Annotated in this window: 19 protein-coding genes; 7 read left to right on the forward strand and 12 right to left on the reverse strand. The window is 40.2% G+C overall.

From position 1 onward, the window contains the following. Positions 1 to 300 precede the first annotated feature (300 nt). Positions 301 to 537, forward strand: coding sequence for a major outer membrane lipoprotein (locus PSE72_RS03210; protein ID WP_004263789.1), 237 nt, complete (start codon positions 301 to 303; stop codon positions 535 to 537). A 97-nt stretch (positions 538 to 634) separates the two neighbouring features. On the opposite strand, the gene PSE72_RS03215 is transcribed toward PSE72_RS03210, so the two are convergent. The 9 genes from PSE72_RS03215 to ydiJ form a co-directional block, all read right to left on the reverse strand. Beyond that, positions 635 to 1,699, reverse strand: a complete 1,065-nt coding sequence (locus PSE72_RS03215; protein WP_004910418.1) for a L,D-transpeptidase family protein — start codon at positions 1,697 to 1,699, stop codon at positions 635 to 637. Positions 1,700 to 1,926: 227 nt separating this feature from the next. After that, the gene (gene sufE, locus PSE72_RS03220; protein ID WP_004910417.1) at positions 1,927 to 2,343 is read right to left on the reverse strand and encodes a cysteine desulfuration protein SufE; all 417 of its coding nucleotides are present in this window, start codon (positions 2,341 to 2,343) and stop codon (positions 1,927 to 1,929) included. Positions 2,344 to 2,376: 33 nt separating this feature from the next. Beyond that, positions 2,377 to 3,615 carry a cysteine desulfurase SufS gene (gene sufS, locus PSE72_RS03225; protein ID WP_115167371.1) on the reverse strand — a complete coding sequence of 413 codons (1,239 nt, stop codon included), beginning with the start codon at positions 3,613 to 3,615 and terminating at the stop codon, positions 2,377 to 2,379. Positions 3,616 to 3,620: 5 nt separating this feature from the next. Then, the gene (gene sufD, locus PSE72_RS03230) at positions 3,621 to 4,928 is read right to left on the reverse strand and encodes a Fe-S cluster assembly protein SufD (RefSeq protein ID WP_115167372.1); all 1,308 of its coding nucleotides are present in this window, start codon (positions 4,926 to 4,928) and stop codon (positions 3,621 to 3,623) included. Continuing rightward, a complete protein-coding gene (gene sufC / locus PSE72_RS03235; RefSeq protein WP_004263776.1) occupies positions 4,903 to 5,649 on the reverse strand; it encodes a Fe-S cluster assembly ATPase SufC in 747 nt (248 codons plus the stop codon). Before sufC ends, sufD begins: the two co-directional genes overlap by 26 nt. A gap of 45 nt (positions 5,650 to 5,694) precedes the next feature. Continuing rightward, positions 5,695 to 7,194 (reverse strand): Fe-S cluster assembly protein SufB, encoded by a 1,500-nt coding sequence (sufB, locus tag PSE72_RS03240; RefSeq protein WP_004910407.1) that lies wholly within the window; start codon positions 7,192 to 7,194, stop codon positions 5,695 to 5,697. Positions 7,195 to 7,210: 16 nt separating this feature from the next. Beyond that, the gene (gene sufA, locus PSE72_RS03245; RefSeq protein WP_004910405.1) at positions 7,211 to 7,579 is read right to left on the reverse strand and encodes a Fe-S cluster assembly scaffold SufA; all 369 of its coding nucleotides are present in this window, start codon (positions 7,577 to 7,579) and stop codon (positions 7,211 to 7,213) included. Positions 7,580 to 7,988: 409 nt separating this feature from the next. Beyond that, positions 7,989 to 8,405: a hotdog fold thioesterase gene (locus tag PSE72_RS03250; protein ID WP_272690886.1), complete on the reverse strand. Its 417-nt coding sequence runs from the start codon at positions 8,403 to 8,405 to the stop codon at positions 7,989 to 7,991. After that, a complete protein-coding gene (ydiJ, locus tag PSE72_RS03255; RefSeq protein ID WP_115167374.1) occupies positions 8,405 to 11,458 on the reverse strand; it encodes a D-2-hydroxyglutarate dehydrogenase YdiJ in 3,054 nt (1,017 codons plus the stop codon). The genes PSE72_RS03250 and ydiJ overlap by 1 nt, the downstream gene beginning before the upstream one ends. Before the next feature lie 256 nt (positions 11,459 to 11,714). On the opposite strand from ydiJ, the gene ydiK reads away from it, so the two are divergent. After that, a complete protein-coding gene (gene ydiK / locus PSE72_RS03260) occupies positions 11,715 to 12,830 on the forward strand; it encodes an AI-2E family transporter YdiK (RefSeq protein ID WP_109911261.1) in 1,116 nt (371 codons plus the stop codon). Positions 12,831 to 13,541: 711 nt separating this feature from the next. Here the strand turns inward: ydiK and ppsA are convergent. Beyond that, the gene (gene ppsA, locus PSE72_RS03265; protein WP_115167375.1) at positions 13,542 to 15,920 is read right to left on the reverse strand and encodes a phosphoenolpyruvate synthase; all 2,379 of its coding nucleotides are present in this window, start codon (positions 15,918 to 15,920) and stop codon (positions 13,542 to 13,544) included. A gap of 262 nt (positions 15,921 to 16,182) precedes the next feature. Here ppsA and ppsR point away from each other — a divergent pair, with 262 nt between their 5' ends. From ppsR to PSE72_RS03290, 5 genes are all read left to right on the forward strand, one after another. Continuing rightward, positions 16,183 to 17,046, forward strand: a complete 864-nt coding sequence (ppsR, locus tag PSE72_RS03270) for a posphoenolpyruvate synthetase regulatory kinase/phosphorylase PpsR (protein ID WP_110731880.1) — start codon at positions 16,183 to 16,185, stop codon at positions 17,044 to 17,046. Between the two features lie 123 nt (positions 17,047 to 17,169). After that, positions 17,170 to 18,219, forward strand: coding sequence for a 3-deoxy-7-phosphoheptulonate synthase (locus PSE72_RS03275; protein WP_115167376.1), 1,050 nt, complete (start codon positions 17,170 to 17,172; stop codon positions 18,217 to 18,219). A gap of 368 nt (positions 18,220 to 18,587) precedes the next feature. Continuing rightward, on the forward strand, positions 18,588 to 20,762 hold the full coding sequence (locus tag PSE72_RS03280) for a TonB-dependent receptor domain-containing protein (protein ID WP_109911257.1): 2,175 nt from the start codon (positions 18,588 to 18,590) through the stop codon (positions 20,760 to 20,762). 105 nt (positions 20,763 to 20,867) lie between these two features. After that, positions 20,868 to 21,896: a hemin-degrading factor gene (locus PSE72_RS03285; RefSeq protein WP_115167377.1), complete on the forward strand. Its 1,029-nt coding sequence runs from the start codon at positions 20,868 to 20,870 to the stop codon at positions 21,894 to 21,896. Positions 21,897 to 22,523: 627 nt separating this feature from the next. Next, on the forward strand, positions 22,524 to 22,895 hold the full coding sequence (locus PSE72_RS03290) for a helix-turn-helix domain-containing protein (protein WP_004910390.1): 372 nt from the start codon (positions 22,524 to 22,526) through the stop codon (positions 22,893 to 22,895). A gap of 78 nt (positions 22,896 to 22,973) precedes the next feature. Here the strand turns inward: PSE72_RS03290 and PSE72_RS03295 are convergent, their stop codons facing one another. Both PSE72_RS03295 and PSE72_RS03300 read right to left on the reverse strand, forming a co-directional pair. Continuing rightward, complete coding sequence (locus PSE72_RS03295; protein ID WP_198641221.1) at positions 22,974 to 23,990, reverse strand: lipoate--protein ligase A; 1,017 nt, start codon at positions 23,988 to 23,990, stop codon at positions 22,974 to 22,976. Between the two features lie 63 nt (positions 23,991 to 24,053). After that, positions 24,054 to 24,542 carry a C40 family peptidase gene (locus PSE72_RS03300; RefSeq protein WP_004910384.1) on the reverse strand — a complete coding sequence of 163 codons (489 nt, stop codon included), beginning with the start codon at positions 24,540 to 24,542 and terminating at the stop codon, positions 24,054 to 24,056. Positions 24,543 to 24,572 lie beyond the last annotated feature (30 nt).

Raw genomic sequence — 24,572 nt, forward strand, 5'->3', positions numbered from 1 at the left:
CTAGTAAATATCTTATTGCATTTTAAGTGTAATATCATGAACCCCACTTAAATTGGTCAAATAACAACCTTCATTGATCTTAATTTAAATTTTTCTTCTTTTTCCTAGTACTAAATATAAAGTATTTCTAGCAAAACTTCATATTTAGTACTAGCATAAGACATAGTAAGTGCCATACCCTAATTTTCATTAGGTTGTTTTAAAGGGATATAGCAAGCTTTAAGATAACAAGCTTAGCTCTATTGTTTGGTGACTTGCTTTTTTATATTTTCAAGATAAATCAATCTAGAGGGTAAAATAATGATTCGTACTAAAATTGTACTGGGCTCTATCGTATTAGCTTCAGCATTACTAGCGGGTTGTTCTAACAGCACTGAAGTGCAAAAACTCTCTTCAGATGTGCAAACTCTGAATGGTAAAGTTGATCAACTGAGCAACGACGTTCAGTCTCTGCGCTCTGACGTACAGACAGCTCAAGAAGAAGCAGCACGTGCTAACCAACGTCTGGATAACCAAGTTCGTACTTACAAAAAATAAGTTCGATTTGGCGATAATCTAGTCTTAAAGATCCTTCTTTGAAGCTAGTAGCATTTATGAGGGCCTATGAAAATAGGCCCTTATTATTTTGTCAGGGTTATTGAGTTACAACAGAAGAGCGGTATTTCGCAGGTAACAAGGCCCCAACTTTACCGTCATAGATGGGTTCTGGCTGTGAAATCGAGAATGGCTCAATAGGTACTAAACCTTGGTGTTGTGTTTCATCTTCAGGGATACCATTACTCTGATCATTATTTACACGCACAGGCATACCAGAACGCCTTGCTAGCTCTTTTTCCACTAAAGCCTTATCAATCCCTTCATTTTCTAGAAAACGCTTGAAATCGTCAGACAGCTTGATTGGCATGGTTTGTGGGTCATCACCGCTTGTTCGTGACAATGGCTGATGCACCTCAATGTAATAACTGCCATCAGTTTCTTTGGAGTATTTGACAGGCTGATCAATAACTTGGACACGAGTTCCTTTTGGTACTGTTTTAAATAATGCTTCGATATCATCAGGACGTAAACGAATACAACCGGAGCTCACTCGCATACCAATACCAAAATCCGCATTAGTGCCGTGTATCAGATATTCACCACGCCCATACGCTAGGCGTAATGCATACAAGCCCATTGGATTTTCAGGCCCTGCTGGAACGACGGCTGGAAGAGTTATACCTTCTTTAGCGTAATTTTTACGGATATTCGCCGTTGGTGTCCATGTAGGATCTTTAATTGACTGACTTACTGAAGTCACCATTTCAGGTGTGTCGCGACCTAACTGGCCGATACCAATAGGATAAACAATCACTTCCTCACTGTTCGCAGGGTAATAATATAAACGCAGCTCCGCCAGGTTAATCACAATTCCCGTTCTTGGTGTTGATGGTAACAACATTTGTGCTGGAATGATGAGTTCTTTACCCGCTTCAGGAAGGTACGGGTCTGTTCCTGGGTTTGCTTCAAGCATACCGAGTAGACCGATTTGGTGCTCACTTGCAATGGCCTCCAATGGTCGCCCATCATTGGGGACGATATACGTGTAATTTTCCCCGATAAGACGAGTGTTACTGTCAGGTAATGGATATTCTTTTGCTTGAGCTGGAGCCAATAAGGCGCTCATGACAAATAAACTTGCCACCGTCAAAACTCTTTTCATACCTACTCCAAGGAAAATAGTGTTCTTACAATAATTCAATGATTATTGTTCATAATAGCAACTATCCTTCATATCTTTAATACTAATTAAATATTTTTATTAAGTATTAATAAGGAAGTAGTCTTTTTATGATAGCCAAATACAATCACTTTAATGGACTGGTCGAATAAAAATAATAACCAAGAAGTAAAATATAAGTAAGGGAGCATAACGCTCCCTCGGTAGGATCATACTAATTGTGCCGCACGCGATAAAATTGTGCGGATCATTGCATTTAAACCTTGAGTTCGCGAAGGTGTTAAATGTTGCTCCAATGCAAGTTGTTCAAAAAATGACTTCACATCGAGTGCGAGTATTTGTTGCGCCGTTTTGCCTTGAAAAAGGATAATCACAATAGCAACTAACCCTTTAACGATTGCTGCATCGCTATCACCTGCAAACGTAATTGTCCCGTCTGCTTGTTTTTGCATATCAATCCACACTTGGCTTTGGCACCCTGCGATTAAATTATTATCGCTTCTTTGTACCTCTGAGAGTTCAGGTAAACGTCCCCCTAGCTCTATCATATAGAGATAGCGTTCCTCCCAGTCCTGACAACGGGAGAAATTACGTAATAACTTATTTTCATCGGGTAATGCGGGCATGCTCAGTTCCTTTACCATATATTTCTTATGTGCTTAGCCTAACAATTTTTTAATGCGCTGTAACGCATTGTATAAAGAATCGATTTCTTCTTTCGTGGTGTATATCCCCACAGAAGCACGGCACATAGCAGGAACGTGATAATGTTCCATTAATGGTAAAGCACAGTGATGGCCAGTACGGATAGCAATACCATATCTATCTAGAAAAGAACCCACATCATAGGCATGGTGCTGACCTAGATTAAACGCCAAAACGCCTTCCCGTTGGTCATTGCCATATAATATAACTGATGGTATTTCTTGCAATTTCTTAGAAGCATATGCTATCACTTCAGCTTCATGAGCAAATACATCAGGTAAATTAAGTGCGTTTAAATAATCGAATGCCGCCCCTAACCCAATAATTGCGCTAACGTTCGGTGTTCCTGCTTCAAAGCGCCATGGCGCATCAGCAAAAGTGATCCCTTTGGTCAGGCTGACTTGACGGATCATTGCCCCACCGCCCTCCCATGGTGGCATCATATCCAAAATAGCTTTTTTGCCATAAAGGATACCAATACCTGTCGGGCCATATAGCTTATGCCCTGAAAACACATAGAAATCACAGTCTAAGGCTTGCACATCAACCTGCTGATGCATTGCACCTTGTGCACCATCGACCAATACCGCGATCTCTCCACCTTTTGAAGCCGCAATCGCTCGCGCTTGTTTAATGATATCCTGTACCGGATTAACTGTTCCCAATACATTAGAGATATGTGTAAAGCTCAATAATCGCGTACGTGAATCAATGACATCATTTAATACATCTAATTGCAGTCTACCATCGTCAGAAATTGGGATAACTCGAATTTCAAAACCAATTTCTTCAGCTAACATATACCAAGGTACAATATTCGCATGGTGCTCCATTTCAGTGATGACAATATTGTCCCCTTCATGGAAATACTTTCGACCAAAACTATTTGCAACAAGGTTAATACCTTCCGTTGTGCCTTTAACAAACACGATTTCTTCATTTGAAGCTGCGTGAATGAAAGCGGCGGCTTTTTGACGAACCTCCTCCATCATTGTCGTCGCATTTGCACTGAGAGTATGTATACCGCGGTGAACCGCGGCATACTGATGTAACGTAAACTCACTTTCTTTTTCAATAACTTGCAAAGGCTTTTGTGCACTTGCGGCGCTATCTAAATAAACCAACGGATGATTATTGACTGACTGTGATAAGGCAGGAAAATCCTGCCTTACTGAAGCGATATTGAATAGCATGGATATTAAACCTCCGCTAAGCGCTGGCGGATGTTTGCCATCACAGCGTGTTTTAACTCTTCCGATTCAATAGATTCTGTAAGTTCCGCAGCAAATGCGATAATAATCATATGTTTTGCTGCCTTACCCTCAATTCCTCTTGAGCGCAGATAAAACAGTTGTTCTTCATCAATACGACCGACCGTTGCACCGTGACCACATTTTACGTCATCTGCATAAATTTCAAGCTGAGGTTTAGTATCAATTTCTGCTTTTTCACCTAACAACAATGTGTTGTTAGTCATTTGACCATCAGTTTTTAATGCGTTGGGTGCGACTTTGATCATGCCATTAAAGACTGCTTTACTGCTATCCATCGCAATCACTTTGTGTAATTGACGGCTATTGCAGTAGCCTTTATTGTGCTCTAAATACGTACGAGTATCAGCAATTTCATTGCCTTTAGGCAGCAGTATACTGTTGAGTTCAAACTCAGTATTTTCACCGTCAAGGCGAGCACTTGTATGGTTTCGTGTTAATAATGCACCAAGTAAAAAACTGGTACTTTTCACACGGCTATCACGCCCAATAACAATATCATTGTGAGCAAAATGCTGAGCTTGGCCATTTTCAATATTTAACTTAAAGTGACTAAAGTCTGCGTTATCACCGACTTCAACTGTTAAACGGCTGCCAGTCATGTGTGTTTGCTCATTCAAACTGACATAATGCTCAATAACTTGGGCTTTACTATTTACATCCAAGGTTAAATGGTACCGATATTGGCTAATATTGGTGGCCTGTTTATCGTCGCTACCCGTTGAAATATTGAGCAAGTACAATGGCTTTTCTGCTATTTTATTTGCTGCAAGATGGACGACTAACGGTTGTACAGCCAAGCTTTCGGTTAAATGCAAAAAAATCTCGCTATTTACAGGCGAAGGCAGTAAGTCTTGGTTATCAAGCAAAGCGACTTGAAATGGCCCCATATCAATAGAGCTCAATGCAGAACTATAACGCCCATCAATTAAAACAAGGCGATATGCATCAATTGGCAGAGCCAGTGCTTCGCAGTCTTGTGCTACAACATCACCATCACTAAAACGATACTGAGTCTCAAGTACAGTATTTAGTGGAGTATAGTGCCAATCTTCATGGCGAAACACAGGTAAACCAACTTGTTTTGCTATTTCCCAATGGGTTTTAGCATGTTGAGAATTCGCACCATGTCGTAGTTCAAATAATTCAGAAAAACGTGACATTGCTTGCTCATTGAGCTTTGCAACTTCTGCACGTTTTTGTGCTCTTTCACTGTTGGTCAATAAGCCAGCCATAACCCTGCTCCTCCAGTTTTTTTGCTAAACTGAAATCACCTGATTTGATGATTTTCCCTTGATATAACACGTGGACAAAGTCAGGCTTCACATAATCTAAAATACGCTGATAGTGGGTTACGATGATAAAAGAACGCTCAGGCGAACGTAATGAATTCACGCCATTAGCCACAATTTTCAGCGCGTCAATATCTAAACCAGAGTCAGTTTCATCAAGAATACACAATTGAGGTTCTAGAGCTGCCATCTGCAAGATATCATTACGTTTTTTCTCACCACCGGAGAAACCTACGTTGACAGAACGCGCAAGTAAATCTTCTGGCATTTCTAATAATTTGATTTTATCTTCAATAAAATCTTGGAAATCAAAACGATCTAATGCTTCTTGCTGACGATATTCTCTAACCGCATTAACTGCCGTTTGTAAGAAAAATTGGTTACTGACCCCTGGAATTTCAACAGGGTATTGGAATGCGAGGAAAACGCCTTCCCCTGCACGCTCTTCTGGATCTAGTTCAAATAGGTCTTTGCCTTTAAACGTCACTTCACCGCTATCAATTTCATACTCTTCGCGGCCAGCAAGTGTGGCGGATAATGTACTTTTACCAGAGCCATTTGGCCCCATGATGGCGTGAACTTCCCCTGGTTTTACCTCCAGAGATAACCCTTTTAAAATCTCATTACCTTCTACACTCACGTGTAAATCTTTAACACTTAACATATTTACATGCCTTTAGCGCTTTAGCGCAAATAAACTCGATTAGGATCAGCCAACGCTGTGCTCTAAGCTGATCGCCAGTAATTTTTGTGCTTCTACGGCAAATTCTAATGGAAGCTCCGAGAACACATCTTTGCAGAAACCATTTACAATCATTGAAATTGCATCGTCTTCGCTGATACCACGTTGTAAACAGTAAAATAACTGGTCTTCCCCAATACGTGAGGTTGTCGCTTCATGTTCAAGTTGTGCCGTATTATTCTTAACTTCCACATATGGGAATGTATGTGCACCACATTGGGTGCCAATTAACATAGAGTCACATTGGGTAAAGTTACGAGCGTTATGTGCACTCGGTAGAATTTTCACTAAACCGCGATAACTGTTTTGGCTTTTACCTGCAGAAATACCCTTAGAAATGATCGTTGAACGGGTATTTTTCCCGATATGGATCATTTTCGTTCCTGTATCCGCTTGTTGATTGCCGTTCGTTAATGCAACGGAGTAAAATTCACCGACAGAGTTGTCTCCTTTAAGGATAACGCTTGGGTATTTCCATGTGATGGCAGAGCCAGTTTCTGACTGTGTCCATGACATTTTTGAATTTTCACCTTCACACAATGCACGCTTAGTCACAAAGTTTAGGATCCCACCGGCTTCGCTATCTCCACCGGAGAACCAGTTTTGGACAGTCGAATATTTAACTTCGGCATCTTTATGAATAATAACTTCAACAACCGCCGCATGGAGCTGATAACTATCACGAACAGGTGCAGAACACCCTTCGATATAGCTCACATAGCTACCTTCATCAGCAATTAAAATCGTGCGCTCAAACTGGCCGGTTTTGGCTGCGTTGATCCTAAAATACGTTGATAGCTCCATTGGGCAGTGTACGCCTTTTGGTACATACACAAAGGTACCATCTGAAGCCACTGCCGCATTTAATGCAGCAAAAAAGTTATCATGGCTCGAAACGACTGACCCGAGATATTTCTGTACCAGTTCAGGGTATTCTTGAATAGCCTCACTAAACGAACAAAAAATAACACCATGTTTCGCTAAGTCATCACGGTAAGTTGTAGATACTGAGACCGAGTCAAAAATGGCGTCAACCGCAACGGCCTTCCCTTCACGTACAGGAACGCCTAATTGGTTAAAGGCTTCTTCAACTTCAGCCGTTAAATAATTATTGGTTTCCGCCACACCTGTGCCTTGTGTAGCACCAGATTGCGAACCACAGGTATCATCACATGAGCCACAAGATGGCGCAGAGTAATAGCTATAGTCTTGGTAATCGAGATTTGGGTAATTTGCTTTAAGCCAATGAGGTTCTTCCATGCCTTTCCAGTGATTAAAGGCATCAAGACGGAATTGGAGCATCCACTCAGGCTCATTACGTTTAGCTGAAATTGCACGAATAACATCTTCGTTAATGCCTTTCGCCATTTCATCCGTTGCGACTTCGGTAAAGAAGCCTTCTTTATAACGCTGGTCATCAAGCCAGCTTTGAACATCATCGCCAACTTCTACATTGCTCTGTGACATAATCTGACTTCACATGTTAAACGCCGAAGCTTTCACCACACCCACAGGCATGTTGGGCTTTCGGGTTATTAAATTTGAAAATTTGATTCAGCCCTTCTTGGACAAAATCAACGACTGTGCCATCAATAAATGGCATTGCTTCTTTTGGCACATAAAGGTGTGCGCCATCGAGTTCAAATAACAGGTGTTGGTCTGTTGGGTTTTCGATCATTTCAAACACATAACCGAAACCTGCGCAGCCAGACTGTTTTACGCCGAGTGAAAGCCCTTTTGTATTTGGGTTTTGCACCATCAATTTTTTGATTTGTTTTGCAGCGCTTTGTGTCAGGCTAACTCCCTGCCAATTGTTTTCATCAAATGAAAATGTCTCTACACCGTCAGTCATATTGACCCCACATTTCTTATGGCTTTTCAGCCTGTTATCAGGAGATTAACTCTGCCTACCCTATGGTAATGATTAGCTAATTGACTTCAACCATTTGTTTTAAGAGGTTATAGCTATTATAGCTCTTTTTTTGTTCATTTTCAGGTTATAAAACAAACAAAATCACAAAAAAACAAGCTTAACCCATTGATAAACAATAAATAAGTAGAGTTGTGTTTTTTATTTAAATTTGTACTAAATAATACACTTAATGACACAAATTAATAAAGGTGCATTTATTATACAACTTAATTAACTTGATAAAAAATGAATTTATAGAAAGAATGGGCATAAAACCATACAAAATAAAGGGTTTTATCGGGTTTTCTGACCTTTCCTTAGTCAAAAAACCCTGCAATTAAAATGGTTATTATTCAAATAATACGGCGGTTGTCAGGCGAGAAGTACAACACAATTTGCCTTGCTCATTGAAAACCTCAATATTCCATACCTGCTGACGGCGCCCTAAATAGATAGGTTTACAAATACCCTTAACAACCCCTGAGCGAGCAGCACTAACATGATTGGCATTGATTTCCAACCCGACCACCTTTTGTTCTCCTTCCGAGCACATATAACCCGCAATTGAACCTAAGGATTCAGCTAATACAACAGAAGCACCGCCATGCAATAACCCAAAAGGCTGTTTGGTGCGATGATCAACAGGCATTATCCCCTCTAAATAATCATCGCCAATTGCCGTGATTTCAATACCGAGATGCCCTAACATGCAGGTTTTTGACATTTCAGCGAGTTGCTGCAAATTAAATTGACGTTTCCAAATCATTAAACTATCTCCAGCAGCGCTTGAATCGGATGTTTTATCGATACATTTTCCATGCGTTTAACTTGGCTACGACAGGAATAACCTGAACTTAAACAACGTTCTTTTGGCAAAGAAGACATCGCCTCCTTCCACGATAAGTTATATATTCCTTTTGAATTTTCAAGATTGGCCACTTCGTGCCCATAAGTCCCAGCCATGCCACAACAGCCAACACTAACATTATTTAATGTTTGCCCAAAACGTGCAAATAACACCGCCCATTGATTCGCACTATTAGGTAAAGCCGTTGATTCAGTACAATGACCGAAAAAATACCACGGCTGAGTCGATGTGGTTTGCACATTGTGTGGTTCAGGCAATGTCATTAACCATTCATGCGCTAACATCACCGTAAATTGGCAGTGGTCTTTGCCTAAAATTTCATGATATTCATCGCGATAACAAAGTACTAGTGCGGGGTCAACACCGACCATTGGCAACTGCAATCTTGCCACTCGATTTAAAAAATCTGCCGTCTTACGAGCCGTTTTAGCAAACTTCGCTAAAAAGCCTTTGATGTGTTGTGCTTTTCCATTCGGCGAGAACGGTAGCAACACAGGTTTAAGACCTAATTTCTCAATTAAATGGACAAAATCAGCCACCACTTTGGCGTCGTAATAACTAGTGAAAGGGTCTTGAACCACCAGCACATGTTTTTCACGTTGTGAATCCGTCATACTTTCAAGTTGTTCAAGCGTGACAGAAACCGCTGCATGACCTGAAAGTTCTTGTTTTAATGTTGGTTGAGAGAACAACGGCAAATCCACCATACCGATAGTATGTTGACTCAGTTTTTGCACCACCGGTTGACGCAAAAAGAAATTAAATATGCCGGGTACTTTGGAAAATAAAGGTGCACTCGCTTCAACATTTGCAACAATATAATCGCGAATAGGACGCAAATAACGCCTATGATACAGCGCTAAAAACTTAGCTCTAAATGATGGGACATCAATTTTAATTGGGCATTGCGTTGAGCAGGCTTTACAGGCAAGACACCCTGCCATTGAGGCTTTCACTTCATGAGAGAAGTCATAATCACCTTGTTTAGCGCGCCAAGTGTTACGTGTTTTTTCTATCAGCCCACGCAATGACGGTTGGTCTTGTGTAATGCCCTTTTCAAGGTGTTCTGGTGTAACACCTTGTTCAGCTAATAGCCTTAGCCACTCACGAACAAGTGTCGCACGGCCTTTTGGAGAATGAATTCGTTGACCACTCACCTTCATGGATGGGCACATCGGGCTCTTCACATCAAAATTGAAACACAGCCCATTACCATTACATTCCATTGCACCACGGAATTCTTGGCGCATTTGGACTGGTATCTGTCGGTCATACGTTCCTCGTTTGATGCCATCAACCTGCTTCATCGGTGCATCCAACCCCGCAGGTGGGCAAATTTTACCCGGATTTAAGCGGTTATCGGGGTCAAATGCCGCTTTGATATTGCGCAACTCACCGTATAGCTCATCACCAAAAAATTCAGGGCTATATTGTGCACGAAAACCTTTCCCATGTTCCCCCCACAACAACCCACCGTATTTAGCAGTTAATGCAACAATTTCATCAGAAATTTGTTTCATCAATACTTCTTGTTGTGGATCGCACATATCCAGCGCTGGGCGAACATGTAATACTCCTGCATCCACATGACCAAACATGCCATAATTTAAGTTATGACTGTCTAATAACGCACGGAATTCCACTATATAATCAGCAAGATGCTCAGGAGGAACGCAGGTATCTTCAACAAATGGAATTGGCTTCGCCGCACCTTTACTGTTACCCAACAGCCCCACGGCTTTTTTACGCATGTTATAAATACGCGTAATATCTTCAAGATCATGGCAAGTTTGATAGCCAATCACCCCAGCTTGATTATTCGCCATTAATTCATCTAAGCGTTGGCACAAGCTTTCAGTCAATTGATTGATTTCATCTTCATCATCGCCGCTAAATTCAACGATGTTTAACCCTAACATTTCTTTGTTTGGCACATCCGTAATTAAGGCTTTAACAGAATGCCAAACGATGTCTTCTTTCGCTAGGTTAAGCACTTTTGAATCCACAGTTTCAACTGATAGCGCTTTAGCTTGCACCATAAAGGGGGCATTACGCAGTGCAGACTCAAATGAGTCATATTTCACATTCACTAAACGACGTACTTTAGGAAGTGGCGTAATATCCAATGTTGCTTCAGTGATAAAAGCAAGAGAGCCTTCTGAGCCAGTGAGAATGCGAGTAAGGTCAAATTCAGTTAACTCATCATTAAATACATGACGTAAATCATACCCTGTCAGGAAACGATTTAATTTGGGAAATTTTTCTTCAATTAGAGAACGTTGCTCTAAGCAGCGCTCTAACACCGTTTTATAAATACGCCCCACTGTAGAATCTTCTGACGCAATCGTTTGGGCGAGTTCGATAGGCATAGCGCGCGTATCTAAGCATTCTCCCCCTAAAACCATGGCTTTAACGCCTAACACGTGATCAGAGGTTTTACCATAGACTAATGAGCCTTGGCCTGATGCGTCAGTGTTGATCATTCCACCTAGCGTTGCTCGGTTACTGGTAGATAGCTCCGGTGAAAAGAAATAGCCATAAGGCTTGAGATATTGATTTAATTGGTCCTTGATGACCCCTGCTTCAACCTTAACCCAACCTTGCTCTGGGTTTATTTCTAAAATTCGATTCATATAACGGGACATATCCACAACAATCCCTTCGGTTAAGGATTGCCCATTAGTTCCCGTTCCCCCTCCCCGAGGGGTAAAGCTAAGCTCACGAAATTTCGCTTGCCCCGCAAGCCGAGTGATTATTTGTACATCTGCACTCGAACGCGGAAACACAACCGCTTGGGGTAATAGTTGGTAAATACTATTATCTGTCGCCATGGATAAACGCTCAGCATAGCTGGTGCCGTTATCCCCAGTAAAACCGTGTTCTTGTAGCTCATGCAAGAACTCAATAACTAAATGACTAAGATGAGGAGCTTCTGATATACGCGGGATCATTATTAACGATGACTCTTGTTGTTTAGTGTTCGCATTACTCGTTATGTACTATCTTTATTTTAAGTTGCACAATAGTGTCTGAGGTCTATGATGAGTTACCTTCACAGCCTGTAAAGACAGCACAGCCGCTGATGACATTGTCATCATGAACCATATCACAATATTGTTTTTTTTAACCGTGAAAAATAATTACGTTATTTTCACCTAAAAATTTGCCAGATACGCAGAATTTTCATTTACAAAGGATCAATCATTAATGGAAAAATCGCAAAAACGCTTGGATCTTCCCAAACTTATTTTCGGCCTATTATCCATCGTTTTAATGATAGCAGCCTGTTTTTGGGTACTTAATCCATTTATTCTTGGCTTTGTATGGGCGGGAATGATGGTAATTGCAACTTGGCCACTATTATTAAGACTTGAAGCTCGCTTATGGCGCAAGCGCTGGTTAGCTGCATTAGTGATGGTTCTTCTTATATTACTATTATTCGTTATCCCATTAGGTATCCTAATTGGCAGTATTATTGAAAATAGTACTCCACTTATTGATTTAGCTAAATCACCATCAAGCCTAACGCTGCCTGATTTAGAATGGCTAAATACTATCCCGATGGTAGGTGAAAAAATTTACTATGCATGGCATAGCTTAGTTGCCAGTGGGGGTAATGCTTTACTTGCCAAAATTCAACCCTACTTTGGCCAAGCCGCAGGGTGGTTTGCCACACAAGCTATTAGCGCAGGAAGATTTGTTTTTCACTTGATGTTAATGCTGCTGTTTAGTGGTTTACTCTATCTTAAAGGCGAATCAGTCATGGTTGGTATCCGCCACTTTGCTGTGCGTCTTGCAGGGATCCGTGGAGATGCAGCTGTCGTATTAGCCGCACAATCTATTCGAGCCGTTGCGTTAGGTGTTGTCGTGACTGCACTCATTCAAGCCATTGTCGGTGGCATTGGCCTCGCTCTTTCTGGTATCGGTTACGCAGCAATCTTGACTGTTCTATTGTTTATTTGCTGTGTGGCTCAATTAGGGCCTTTATTAATCATGATCCCCTCCGTGTTATGGCTATTTTGGACAGGTGATACGACCTGGGGGATAATCTTGGCCATTTGGGCTGCCGTTGTCGCTACTATGGATGGCGTTCTTCGCCCATGGTTAATTAAAATGGGCGCAGACTTACCCATGGTTCTAATCCTTGTTGGTGTTATTGGGGGAATTTTATCATTTGGTATGATTGGTTTGTTTATCGGCCCGGTTGTATTAGCTGTTTCTTACAGCTTATTAAAAGCTTGGATGAACGAAGTCGCTGTTCCGAATGAAGACTTAACAGAAACTGAAAAGTTTCTAGAGGAAGAGTTTTCGATTAAAAAGTAGTATACCGCCAATTAGTCGCAGGTATGTTTAAGCTATACATGCTTGCGAACTTAATAAATCTAGTTCCATTAATATTTAGAAACAATATTTAACATTCTAACGTTAGTATTTAGTCTAATTTATGTTAACATAAATCTATTGAATTAATTCTCTTTAAGTAACAATGAGTAATATTAATATTGAGAGTGTTCTTAATGATTGTATAATATGAATAGTTTAATATTCAATTATTGAATCATATGAATCTAAGAAGCCGCGCCCTTCCCCCTTTAGGCGTTGCTTTATTAACTGAATTGCTGTGTGTAGTCTTTGCCTGTCAGCCCATGATAGGCTTTTTTTTTATCTTTATTTAATATGAATACTATTCATGTCATAATCAGAACATCACTTTATAATTATTGATTAACATCAATTTCTGTCATTATTATCCGTTATAATACTCCTTTGGCGTTATATAATTAATTAACTTACGTTACTCTTATTTAGCATATACTTGCCTGTTAAATTTAATACGCATAATAAGGGTAATTATATTTAGCTTATTGTTTGTTTATGCCTAAAAAGCATTACACAACCACTTATTCAAAACTATTTAATATCAAACTACCTATTATAGAATTTATCAATTTCTATAATAGGTAGCTTTGATTAAGTAAACACAAAGGCTGAATGCTATTTACATTCAGCCTTGATAATTAAAAAACTAAATAGTTATTGATTTTCAGCTATCGTTAGCCATGTTTGCACAACGGTGTCAGGGTTTAAAGATAAACTATCAATACCTTCATCAACCAACCATTGAGCGAAATCTTGATGGTCGGATGGCCCTTGCCCACAAATGCCTACATATTTATTTTGGCGTTTTGCAGCCTGTATTGCCATGGATAACATCGCTTTCACGGCATCATTTCGTTCATCGAATAATTCAGAAACAACACCCGAGTCCCTATCAAGACCTAATGTTAACTGAGTCATATCATTCGAACCGATAGAGAAACCGTCAAAATGTTCGAGGAATTGATCAGCCAGTAAAGCATTTGATGGGATTTCGCACATCATAATAACTTTTAAGCCATTTTCACCACGTTTCAAATCATGTTTAGCCAATTCTGCAACTACGGCTTCCGCCTGTGCAACCGTGCGAACGAATGGGATCATGATTTCAACATTTGTTAGGCCCATGGTATTACGAACACGTTTAACCGCTTCACATTCCAATGCAAAACAGGCACGGAAGCTATCAGACACATAGCGCCCTGCACCACGGAAACCTAACATTGGGTTTTCTTCTTCAGGTTCATAAATATCCCCACCGACTAAGTTGGCATATTCGTTTGACTTGAAGTCAGATAAACGGACAATAACGCGTTTTGGCCAGAAGGCTGCGGCTAAAGTCGAAATTCCTTCGGTTAATTTGCCGACATAAAATTCAATCGGGTCATCATAACCTGCCATCATTTGGCGAATTTCTGCTTGTAGCTCAGGAGATTGCTTATCAAATTCCAGCAACGCTCTTGGGTGAACACCAATCATACGATTGATGATAAATTCAAGCCTAGCTAAGCCCACGCCTTCATTAGGTAAACAAGCAAAATCAAATGCACGGTCAGGGTTACCGACGTTCATCATAATTTTGACATCTAGACTTGGCATATCACTCACTTCAGAGCTGTGAATTTCAAATGCAAGTTTACCTTCATATACAAAGCCTGTATCGCCTTCAGAGCAAGAGACAGTCACCTCTTGGCCTTCTTGCAAACGGTCAGTCGCATCACCGCAACCGACAACGGCTGGAATACCTAACTCACGAGCGATAATCGCAGCATGACAGGTGCGTCCACCACGATTGGTAACAATCGCAGCCGCTTTTTTCATGATAGGCTCCCAATCAGGGTCGGTCATATCGGTAACGAGTACATCCCCCGCCTGAATTCTATCCATTTCACTCAAGTTATGAATAACTTTAACCGCCCCTGAGCCAATACGATGACCAATTGCGCGCCCTTCAACTAAAACTTGTCCTTGTTGTTTTAATTGGTAACGCTCCATCACTTGTTGATTAGAACGAACGGTTTCTGGCCTTGCTTGAACAATATACAAACGCCCATTATGACCATCTTTTGCCCACTCGATATCCATTGGGCGACCGTAGTGTTTTTCAATCTGTAAAGCTTGACGTGCAAGCTCTTCAACTTCGTGATCAGCCAAAGAGAAACGATTGCGTAGAGCCTCTGGCACATCTTCGATTTGTACTTGTTTACCGTGCTCTTTACTATTGGCATACACCATTTGTAATTTTTTTGAGCCCAGTGTACGACGTACAATCGCAGGGCGGTTGTTGGTTAACGTTGGTTTATGGACATAAAACTCGTCAGGGTTCACAGCGCCTTGCACCACCATCTCACCTAAACCATACGCAGAGGTGATAAATACGACTTGATCGAAGCCCGATTCAGTATCAATCGTAAACATGACACCCGATGAGGCTAAATCTGAACGTACCATGCGTTGAACACCCGCAGAAAGTGCTACACCGCGGTGATCATAGCCTTGGTGAACGCGATATGAAATCGCACGGTCATTAAATAATGAAGCAAAAACGTGTTTAATCGCAACTAAGACTGCGTCTATCCCTTGAACATTAAGGAATGTTTCCTGTTGCCCTGCAAACGAAGCGTCAGGCATATCCTCAGCCGTTGCCGATGACCGGACAGCAAATGAGGCTTCCGCTTCACCTTCTGACAGTTGCGCGAATGCATCACGAATATCTTGTTCCAACTCCTTCGTCAGCGGTGTATCAATCACCCATTGACGGATCTGAGCACCTGCTACAGCCAGTTGGTTCACATCATCAATATCCGTTTCATCTAGCAGGTTATAAATGCGCTGATTTACACCGCTCTGCTCCAGAAAATCATTAAACGCCTGTGCGGTTGTCGCGAAACCGTTAGGTACGGATACTCCCAGATCAGATAAGTTAGTGATCATTTCACCGAGAGAAGCATTTTTGCCCCCAACACGGTCAACATCATTCATCCCTAATTGGTTATACCAAAGTACATTACACGGAGTGAGGCCATTTGTGGACATTGAAAGCGATCCTTTTATAGCAATTTAGTGACAGAGTACAAATCGTAAAAAATCTCGTTGGCGAAAATTCGCCTCGTGAAATAGACTAGCACAGACGCTAAGAGAAGATGGACTGGTGAATCGTTCCATCACTGAAGAAAACTTTTTTGTTCTAAAAATCGTTCAAAAAATGGCTATAGTTCCCCCTATAAACTAATTTTTAAACTTTAAACAAAGATAATATCTCCCAATATCCAGTGATAAATACAATAAGAGACAAATAATGATGACCGAATTAGGAGCAATGAATAATATGGCAAGCCAAGTTCAACGCACAGTTTTTTTTATTTCTGATGGAACAGCGATCACCGCTGAAACTTTGGGGCATGCCGTACTTTCTCAATTTCCGCTGTCATTTATTTCTTATACTCTGCCGTTTGTCACAAGCGAAGCTCGCGCGCAGGAAATTAAACAAAAAATTGATATTATCTTCCAAGAAACGCAATTGCGCCCTTTGGTGTTCTATTCGATTATCTCCCCCGAAGTAAAGCAAATCATCACTCAAAGTGCCGGGTTCTGCCAAGATATCGTTCAGAGCTTAGTCGCCCCGATTCAAAAAGAAGTCGGCCTAGAACCTGAACCCAAACTTAACCGAACCCATGGTTTATCTATGCAGAATATGAATCAATATGATGCACGTATCGCTGCCATTGAATATACACTGGCTCACGACGATGGGATTTCGTTACGAAACCTGGATCAAGCCCAAGTGATACTGATAGGGGTTTCACGTTGTGGCAAAACACCAACAAGTCTCTATTTAGCGATGCAATTTGGTATCCAAGCTGCAAACTACCCATTTACGGCTGACGATATGGATAACTTACAGTTACCAGCCGCATTACGCCCATATACGCATAAATTGTTCGGTTTAACTATTAGCCCTGAACGGTTAGCTGCCATCCGTGAAGAGCGCCGTGAAAATAGCCGCTATGCTTCCATAAGGCAATGTCGTATTGAGATAGCTGAAGTTGAAGCTTTATTTAGACAAAATAAAATCAATTACTTAAATACAACTAACTACTCTGTTGAAGAAATTTCCGCAAAAGTGATTGATACCATGGGCTTACAAAGACGAATCTTTTAATGAATACAAATAAAAAAAATATTCATTCCAGCTAAGTTGGAGGTTGAAATTACGCCACATTCGTTTATTGTGATCTTAATCACTTATAGGGCATACGCCTATTAAAGTTCTTTGAGAAAGAAAATGCACAAAACTGATGAATTACGTACTGCGAGAGTGGATAGCTTAATTACCCCACAAACTCTCGCTTATGAGTTTCCTATTTCCCAAAAAGTCGCCGAAAACGTGACAGCGTCACGCAAACGCATAGAACAAATATTATCCGGTCAAGACCCGCGTTTACTGGTTATTGTTGGCCCTTGTTCGATTCATGACATCGATGCGGCTATTGAATACGCTAAAAAATTAAACGCATTAAGAGAGCATCATCAAGACCGTTTAGAAATCGTCATGCGAACTTACTTTGAGAAACCACGTACTGTCGTGGGTTGGAAAGGGTTAATTTCTGACCCAAACCTTGATAATTCTTGCCAAGTTAATACCGGTATCCGGTTAGCTCGTAAATTATTAATTGAAGTTAACCAATTAGGGTTAGCCACGGCAACCGAATTCCTTGATATGGTCACCGGGCAATATATTGCAGATCTGATTAGTTGGGGAGCAATAGGTGCTCGCACAACAGAAAGCCAAATTCACCGTGAAATGGCATCCGCATTGTCTTGTCCTGTTGGTTTCAAAAATGGCACAGACGGTAATATTAATATTGCCATTGATGCAATAAGAGCTGCAAAGGCACAGCATATGTTTTTATCACCAGATAAAAACGGGCAAATGACCATTTACCAAACTAGTGGTAATCCACATGGTCATATCATTATGCGTGGGGGTAAACAACCTAATTACACTGCCGGTGACTTAGCCGCAGCTTGTGACAAACTACGTAAATTTGAATTACCAGAGCATTTAGTGGTCGATTTTAGCCATGGTAATTGCCAAAAAATTCACCGTCGCCAACTCGAAGTTGCTCGAGATATCGCTGAACAAATAAAAGATGGTTCTACCGCTATCAGTGGTGTAATGGCAGAAAGCTTCTTGGTTGAAGGCACGCAAAAAGTGGTTTCTGACCAACCTTTGGTTTATGGTCAATCAATTACCGACCCATGCCTTGGCTGGGAAGATACCGAGCAACTTATTGAAATTCTTGCTCAAGCTGTTGAATCACGCTTTAAATAAACCCAATAATTCCAAAATTCTTCTATTACAAGCCCTTTAGTTTCGTTTACTAAAGGGCTTCTTTATATTTAAATCAGAAATAATTATTATTTAAACATAATTAAAACGATATAATACTCTAATTAATCAAATAAAATAGAATTTTAATCCAAAAAAGTCTTGACCCACCCCACACTAACGATAATAATTCTCACTACGAACTAATTTATGCGTTCGGTTTCCTGTAGCCCAGCCCGACTATCCGCTACAACATTACAGTGCTAAATAGTTCTAACAAATAAATACGCTACGCGAACACTTATTGCATGCCACCCAGAGATTTTATCCAGGCAGCCAGCAAATTTTGAAACCAAAGGAAAGGATTTCCTATGCTGTTTAAATCGATGCCTACATCAACTCATCAAGAACATAAAATACCACTCTCCGCTATTGCAGCTACCATTATAATGACAGGGTTTAACAACACAGCCTTAGCTGAAAATTTATTACCCGCAAAAGCAGTGTCAACAACGGATACCCGCGACATTATTCACGTTTCTACCTCACCTTATGACTTAGAAAAAATTGCTGTTGCAGAGAATGTTGAGGTTATTGATGCCCAAGCCCCCGAACAGCAAGCCGCCACATCCGCCCTTGATTTATTAAAAGGCCAACCTGGGGTGTTTGTCTCTGGTTCCAATAGTACTTATGGGCAAAGTATTCAAATGCGGGGCTATGATCCCCGAGGCGTAAAAGTAACCGTTGATAATATCACTCAAGACTTTAATTCAGGCCTATATGATGCAACATTTATTGACCCAACTTTAGTAAAAAAGGTGTATATCCATAAAGGTTCCTCTTCGATACACCATGGCGGTGGCGCTTTGGCGGGGGTAGTCTCTTTCAAAACATTAAATGCTACTGATATTTTGAAACCCAATCAAAATCTAGGTGGCCGTATTTTCAGCGGTATAGATCACAATGAACATAGTTACTATGCAGGAGGAACACTATTCGGCCGTCTCAACACTCTTGATACATTAATCAGCTACAGTCAACGCAAGAAAAATTTGATTGGCTCACCTGATTTTGCACACATCGATAATCATGAAAATATTCATAATTGGATGCTAAAAACCACATGGACAGCGACTCCCTCTTACCTTTTAGCAATTCAGTTAAAAGATTATCGCAATGAAAGCTTAGGGGTGAAACAACCCAGTAAACCAACAACCAAAGAGCGTTATCCGAATACACCACATGAAAGAAACAGTCGCCAATTTGATGTCGCGATAAGCCAATACTTTACCCCTAAAAATAGCGTTAACTGGCAGGCTGAGTGGGATATTTACTATAGTGATTTATCTCTAGACCAAACTGACACGGTCAAGATCACCACAAAACCCAAAGAGTACGGTACAGAAAGGCGAAATCAATACACCTACGGAACTAAATTCGCCAATAGCTTCACCATTCCAATGTATCGCTGGGCAAATCATCATATCCAAAGTGGCGTTGAGTATTACGCACAACAACAAAAATCAAACCAATATGCGATTAGCTACCCGGCAGCGTCATTAACTAATACTTCAGGTTGGCTAGTCAATGACATGACATTACAACACTTACCTATCACATTCTCTGCAGGCACTCGTTTTACACGATATCAAACAGATAGCACGCGCATAGCTAAAAATGCTCATACTAATTGGTCGTCACGTTTTGCTGTCAGTGCCACCCCACAACACTGGGTAAATATTTTTTCTTCTTATTCGGAAAGCTACCGTACCCCACGTATGAGCGAGCTGTATAACAATTCAAATCATTTCACGATCCCCTTCATCGGGATGAAATCAGACTTCCGCCCTTCCCCGGAATTACTACCGGAAGTCAATAAAACTATAGAAGCAGGGGTAAAACTCAGTTTCGATGATCTGCTAATAGCGAGGGACTCTCTACATTTTGGTTCAACTTATTTCTATACAAAAGCCAAAGACCACATTGCTCTTGAAGGAGAATACGAAGAAATATTTAACATAAGAAAGTTTAGAACCGAGCATTTTCCGAAAGAACTTTATTTTGTAAATATACCTTCTGCTACTATTCGCGGATTTGATAGTTTTATCCATTACAAAACACAATGGTTTGAGCTTAATCTCAGTCACAACCTAACCCAAGGTAATGAAGATGGCTCACATTACTCTCTTTCATCAATACGTCCTGAAACCCTAGTTGCTCGCTTCAATGCTCCCGTACTTGAAACAGGAGTCAATATCGGCTGGATCGGCGAATTTACGGGAAAAACTGCATTTGAAGGTAATGTAAAATACCAGTTATCACACCATAAATCGGATAAAGGCTTAGACCGCTACCACAAAGAGGTTATTCAACAGGCAGGTTATAGCCTGCATGATTTTTATCTCAACTATCAAGCCGACCAATTTATTAAAGGCCTCAGCTCAACACTAACGATGAAGAACGCATTCGATAAACAATATGTTTCTTCAATGGGTGTTCCTCAGGAAGGTCGAAATTTCCACCTTAACGTAAATTACTCATGGTAACGCATTAAAAATCGCATGTTATCAACTGGTTTGGCTAGTATTTAAAATAAAACAAATCAGTTGATGACTTTCTCCCGGCAATCTTAATTTTTCAAGGAAAAATTTGTGAACTCAAACCTCTACAATGATTACCAACAAATTCAAAAATCACATTCTGACTTATGCCCTCACAAAATCGCTGCCTTACTTCAGGTTTCAGAAGCACAACTAGTTCATTGCCGTGTAGGAAATGAGAAAGTTCTTCGATTATCAGGAAAACCGGCAGATATCTTGCAAAATTTAGTCTCTATCGGCCAAGCGAAGGGAATAACACGCAATAACTATGCCATCAGTATTCAAACCGGTGAGTATAGTAACCCGCGGTTTAGTCACCATGGCGGGCTATTTTTAAATCCTAAAGCACTCGATTTACGCATGTTTTTTGCACAATGGGATTCCACTTTTGCTCTTGTTGAAGAAACCTCAACAGGGCTACGCCATAGTATGCAATTTTTTGATAAGCATGGGGATGCATTACATCAGGTTTATGCTACAGATAAAACGGATATGGCTGAGTGGCAGGCTATTGTTGAACGCTATGCTTCGCAGGATAACTTACCTATTGTACCAAAAGAAATTCTCCCACCTTCAACACAAGAAATTAGTCAAGAACTAGCCACTGAGCTAGAACAACAATGGCGAGATATGACTAATGTGCACCAGTTTTTTGGAATTTTACAAAAACATAATTTAAGTCGTCAGCAAGTTTTCCGTGCGGTTAGCCAAGAATTAGCATGGCAAGTTCCTACCACCGCCTTATCTGATCTGCTTTCTCTTGCATACCAAGCACAAAATGAGGTGATGCTTTTTGTCGGAAATCGTGGCTGTGTTCAGATTTTTACTGGCAAAATAAAAGAGTTAACAAAAAATAATTCGCTCAATATTTCTGGTCATAACTTTCAATTGCATTTCATTGAAAATGGTATCTCCGAATGCTGGGTGACTCGAAAACCGACTAAAGATGGGTTTGTAACTAGTTTAGAGGTCTTTGATAAGCAAGGTAATCAACTTATTCAAATGTATGGGCAACGTATAGAAGGTACACCAGAACAAATAGAATGGAGTAAACAAATTCTTTCGATATCACGTATTTGATAAAAGAATGATAAAAATATAAATGGGCTTCTCATGGTAATTTTCTAAATACTTTCCAATCAATAATTGTGGATTAGGTTAGATATGAAATTTGCCATAGAACCCTTTGGCTCATTAATTAACAACAAAATAATCTACTTTTTGATATAAAAATAGAATAATTGTCTATTACCCACACAAAGAGTTTTACTTAAGGCTTATATTTTATTACCCCTACAAATACTGTCATTATAGAGATTTCCCACCATAGCAATTGCCTCGGAATTTCCTGTTTATTGTTATAGAAAAACGGTTACAAATGGAACAATAATTTTTCAATTATTTACTTGGTTAATAATTTCGAATGGCTTAAACAATTTTTTTGAATATAATGAAAAAATTCTCTTCAATTCACATAAAAAATAGAAAAATAAACATAATCATTTGAATTAAAACAATTTTAAACATACAGCATTGAATGTTTAAAATGTTAATTTTATCAACATCTATTGTACTGATAGTTATTCTCATTAAAAAACCGCACGTTTAGCCTATCGATATATCGGAAAAACAGGAAGAATAGACCCTAATTTCATGAGTTATTATTAGTTATTAATGAACAATAGCCTACTTGAGTAGGAGGTAAATATGTCAGAAAGTGTAGTCAACGATATTGTTAAATGGCTTGAAAGTCAGTTGCAACGCAATGAAGGCATCAAAATCGACACAATTGCCGATAAAAGCGGTTATTCAAAATGGCATTTACAGCGTGTTTTTAAAGAAATGAAAGGTTGCACGCTTGGCGAATACGTCCGTAAACGTCGTTTATTAGAAGCAGCTAAATCATTACGTGAAGGTAACTTACCTATTCTTGATATCGCATTGCAATATGGCTTTAGCTCACAGGCGACATTTACCCGTATCTTTAAAAAGCACTTTGATACAACGCCTGCAAAATTTCGCCAATCAGGTGAATTACCTGAATGCAAAAATTTTATGACCTGTAGTTGTCATAACTAATTATTGTAGAACATTCCTTCCTATTAGTTATTTGTAATTTTGAAGTCTATGTCTGAGCCGACTATGTCGGCTCTTTTTTTAACTTAATTCATGGGCTAACCAGTTTTCCAAATCAGCCAACTGTTCCTGCAATTGCGGCCATTTCACAACCATCTCTTTGCTCAATGCACGTACTGTTTCTGCCTGATACGCTTTACCTGTCAATTGCTCACTCAGCCACTCTAAAGGGGATGGGTCTAAACTATCCGTAAAAAACTGACAGCGGTTTATCACACCTTTTTCGATATCAAAATGAAACTCAATTCCCCCCCAAGGAAAACGGGTATCTGAATAGTGAGAGAAAGCCGGGGCTTGCCCAAAATTCCATTCCCAACTACTTTGTTTTGCAAAGGTTTTTGCGAAATTTGGCAAATCAGGTAGTTTTTCAGGAGAAATATACTCGGCAGCGACCGTTTCACCGAAGTAATTAAAAAAGCTTTTAATTATTCCTTCACAAACAATTTCATGAGAAATATTGGGGACAAGCTCAGATAAATTAGCCACACGAGAACGCACTGACGTAATCCCTTTTGCCTGTAATTTTTTCGGATCTGGATTCAGATAGTTTGCTAAGCGACTTAAATCTGCATTAATCAGCAAGGTTCCGTGGTGAAAACCTCTATCCTTCGTTTCTCGGTATGCAGAACCCGATATTTTTCGCGGACCACTTTCAGTTTCTAAAACTAAATCATTACGGCCAGAGATTTGTGCGTTAATACCGACAAGTGCCAATCCATCGACAATAATTTGTGTAGAAACTGTTTTGTCATATTCCGGCTTTCCTGCCATAAACGTAAAACAGGTATTACCTAAATCATGAAAAACAGCCCCACCACCACTACTACGCCGTGCTAAACGAACATTATCTTCTTCCATCCTCCGAGTGTTACATTCTTTCCACGGGTTTTGTGCACGCCCTATAACCACCGTATCAGCATTTCGCCAAAGAAACATAACACGTTGGTCGGTTGGCATTTGTCGGAAAATGGTTTCTTCAACCGCAAGGTTAAACCAAGGATCGTAGGATTCAGAGATGAGTAAACGTACTGTTGACATTAGGCTATCCTTAAAACAAAACTTGCCCTTAAGATAGCATAATCACTGAGGAAAATAGCGAATTTAGATGCGTCTTGCCTGCCAAAACACTTTTCGCCAATAGACGTTATCCATTGATGAACGGATCACCCCTTTACTCGTTGATGCATGAATGAATGTATTATCGGTATCGTAAATACCCACATGCAACCCATTCTCTCCTGAACCTGTTTTAAAGAACACCAAATCCCCTGGCATCAAATCTGATTTATCAATCCGTGTGCCTAATTGAGTTTGATCTACCGTTGTACGAGGTAATTGAATGGCAAAGCGATCATTAAATGTGCGATAGACAAAACCAGAACAATCAACACCATTTTGATTCATGCCGCCATAATGATAAGGCGTACCATACCACTGCTCTAGTTGGTCTTTTAATTGCGCTATCGTCATAATTGGATCAGATAACTGTGTTTTTAGCGGTGGTGGTGGCGTTCTTTTAACGGATGTCGATGAACAACCAATTAAAACTAAACACAATAATAGTGGTAGGTGTTGTATTTTAATAACCATAAAGCACCTTATTTATCTAACCCATTGCGA

It is taken from the genome of Providencia sp. PROV116, from assembly GCF_028482485.1.
GTDB classification, from domain to species: domain Bacteria; phylum Pseudomonadota; class Gammaproteobacteria; order Enterobacterales; family Enterobacteriaceae; genus Providencia; species Providencia rettgeri.

Excerpts from the sequence above, each read along its gene's own strand:
- sufB (WP_004910407.1), bottom strand. The coding sequence starts at position 7,194 with ATGTCACAGAGCAATGTAGAAGTTGGCGATGATGTTCAAAGCTGGCTT.
- PSE72_RS03290 (WP_004910390.1), top strand. The coding sequence starts at position 22,524 with ATGTCAGAAAGTGTAGTCAACGATATTGTTAAATGGCTTGAAAGTCAG.
- ppsA (WP_115167375.1), bottom strand. The coding sequence starts at position 15,920 with ATGTCCACAAATGGCCTCACTCCGTGTAATGTACTTTGGTATAACCAA.
- PSE72_RS03300 (WP_004910384.1), bottom strand. The coding sequence starts at position 24,542 with ATGGTTATTAAAATACAACACCTACCACTATTATTGTGTTTAGTTTTA.
- PSE72_RS03280 (WP_109911257.1), top strand. The coding sequence starts at position 18,588 with ATGCTGTTTAAATCGATGCCTACATCAACTCATCAAGAACATAAAATA.
- ppsR (WP_110731880.1), top strand. The coding sequence starts at position 16,183 with ATGATGACCGAATTAGGAGCAATGAATAATATGGCAAGCCAAGTTCAA.
- PSE72_RS03215 (WP_004910418.1), bottom strand. The coding sequence starts at position 1,699 with ATGAAAAGAGTTTTGACGGTGGCAAGTTTATTTGTCATGAGCGCCTTA.
- sufD (WP_115167372.1), bottom strand. The coding sequence starts at position 4,928 with ATGGCTGGCTTATTGACCAACAGTGAAAGAGCACAAAAACGTGCAGAA.
- ydiJ (WP_115167374.1), bottom strand. The coding sequence starts at position 11,458 with ATGATCCCGCGTATATCAGAAGCTCCTCATCTTAGTCATTTAGTTATT.
- sufC (WP_004263776.1), bottom strand. The coding sequence starts at position 5,649 with ATGTTAAGTGTTAAAGATTTACACGTGAGTGTAGAAGGTAATGAGATT.
- sufE (WP_004910417.1), bottom strand. The coding sequence starts at position 2,343 with ATGCCCGCATTACCCGATGAAAATAAGTTATTACGTAATTTCTCCCGT.
- sufA (WP_004910405.1), bottom strand. The coding sequence starts at position 7,579 with ATGACTGACGGTGTAGAGACATTTTCATTTGATGAAAACAATTGGCAG.
- sufS (WP_115167371.1), bottom strand. The coding sequence starts at position 3,615 with ATGCTATTCAATATCGCTTCAGTAAGGCAGGATTTTCCTGCCTTATCA.
- PSE72_RS03275 (WP_115167376.1), top strand. The coding sequence starts at position 17,170 with ATGCACAAAACTGATGAATTACGTACTGCGAGAGTGGATAGCTTAATT.
- ydiK (WP_109911261.1), top strand. The coding sequence starts at position 11,715 with ATGGAAAAATCGCAAAAACGCTTGGATCTTCCCAAACTTATTTTCGGC.
- PSE72_RS03250 (WP_272690886.1), bottom strand. The coding sequence starts at position 8,405 with ATGATTTGGAAACGTCAATTTAATTTGCAGCAACTCGCTGAAATGTCA.
- PSE72_RS03295 (WP_198641221.1), bottom strand. The coding sequence starts at position 23,990 with ATGTCAACAGTACGTTTACTCATCTCTGAATCCTACGATCCTTGGTTT.
- PSE72_RS03210 (WP_004263789.1), top strand. The coding sequence starts at position 301 with ATGATTCGTACTAAAATTGTACTGGGCTCTATCGTATTAGCTTCAGCA.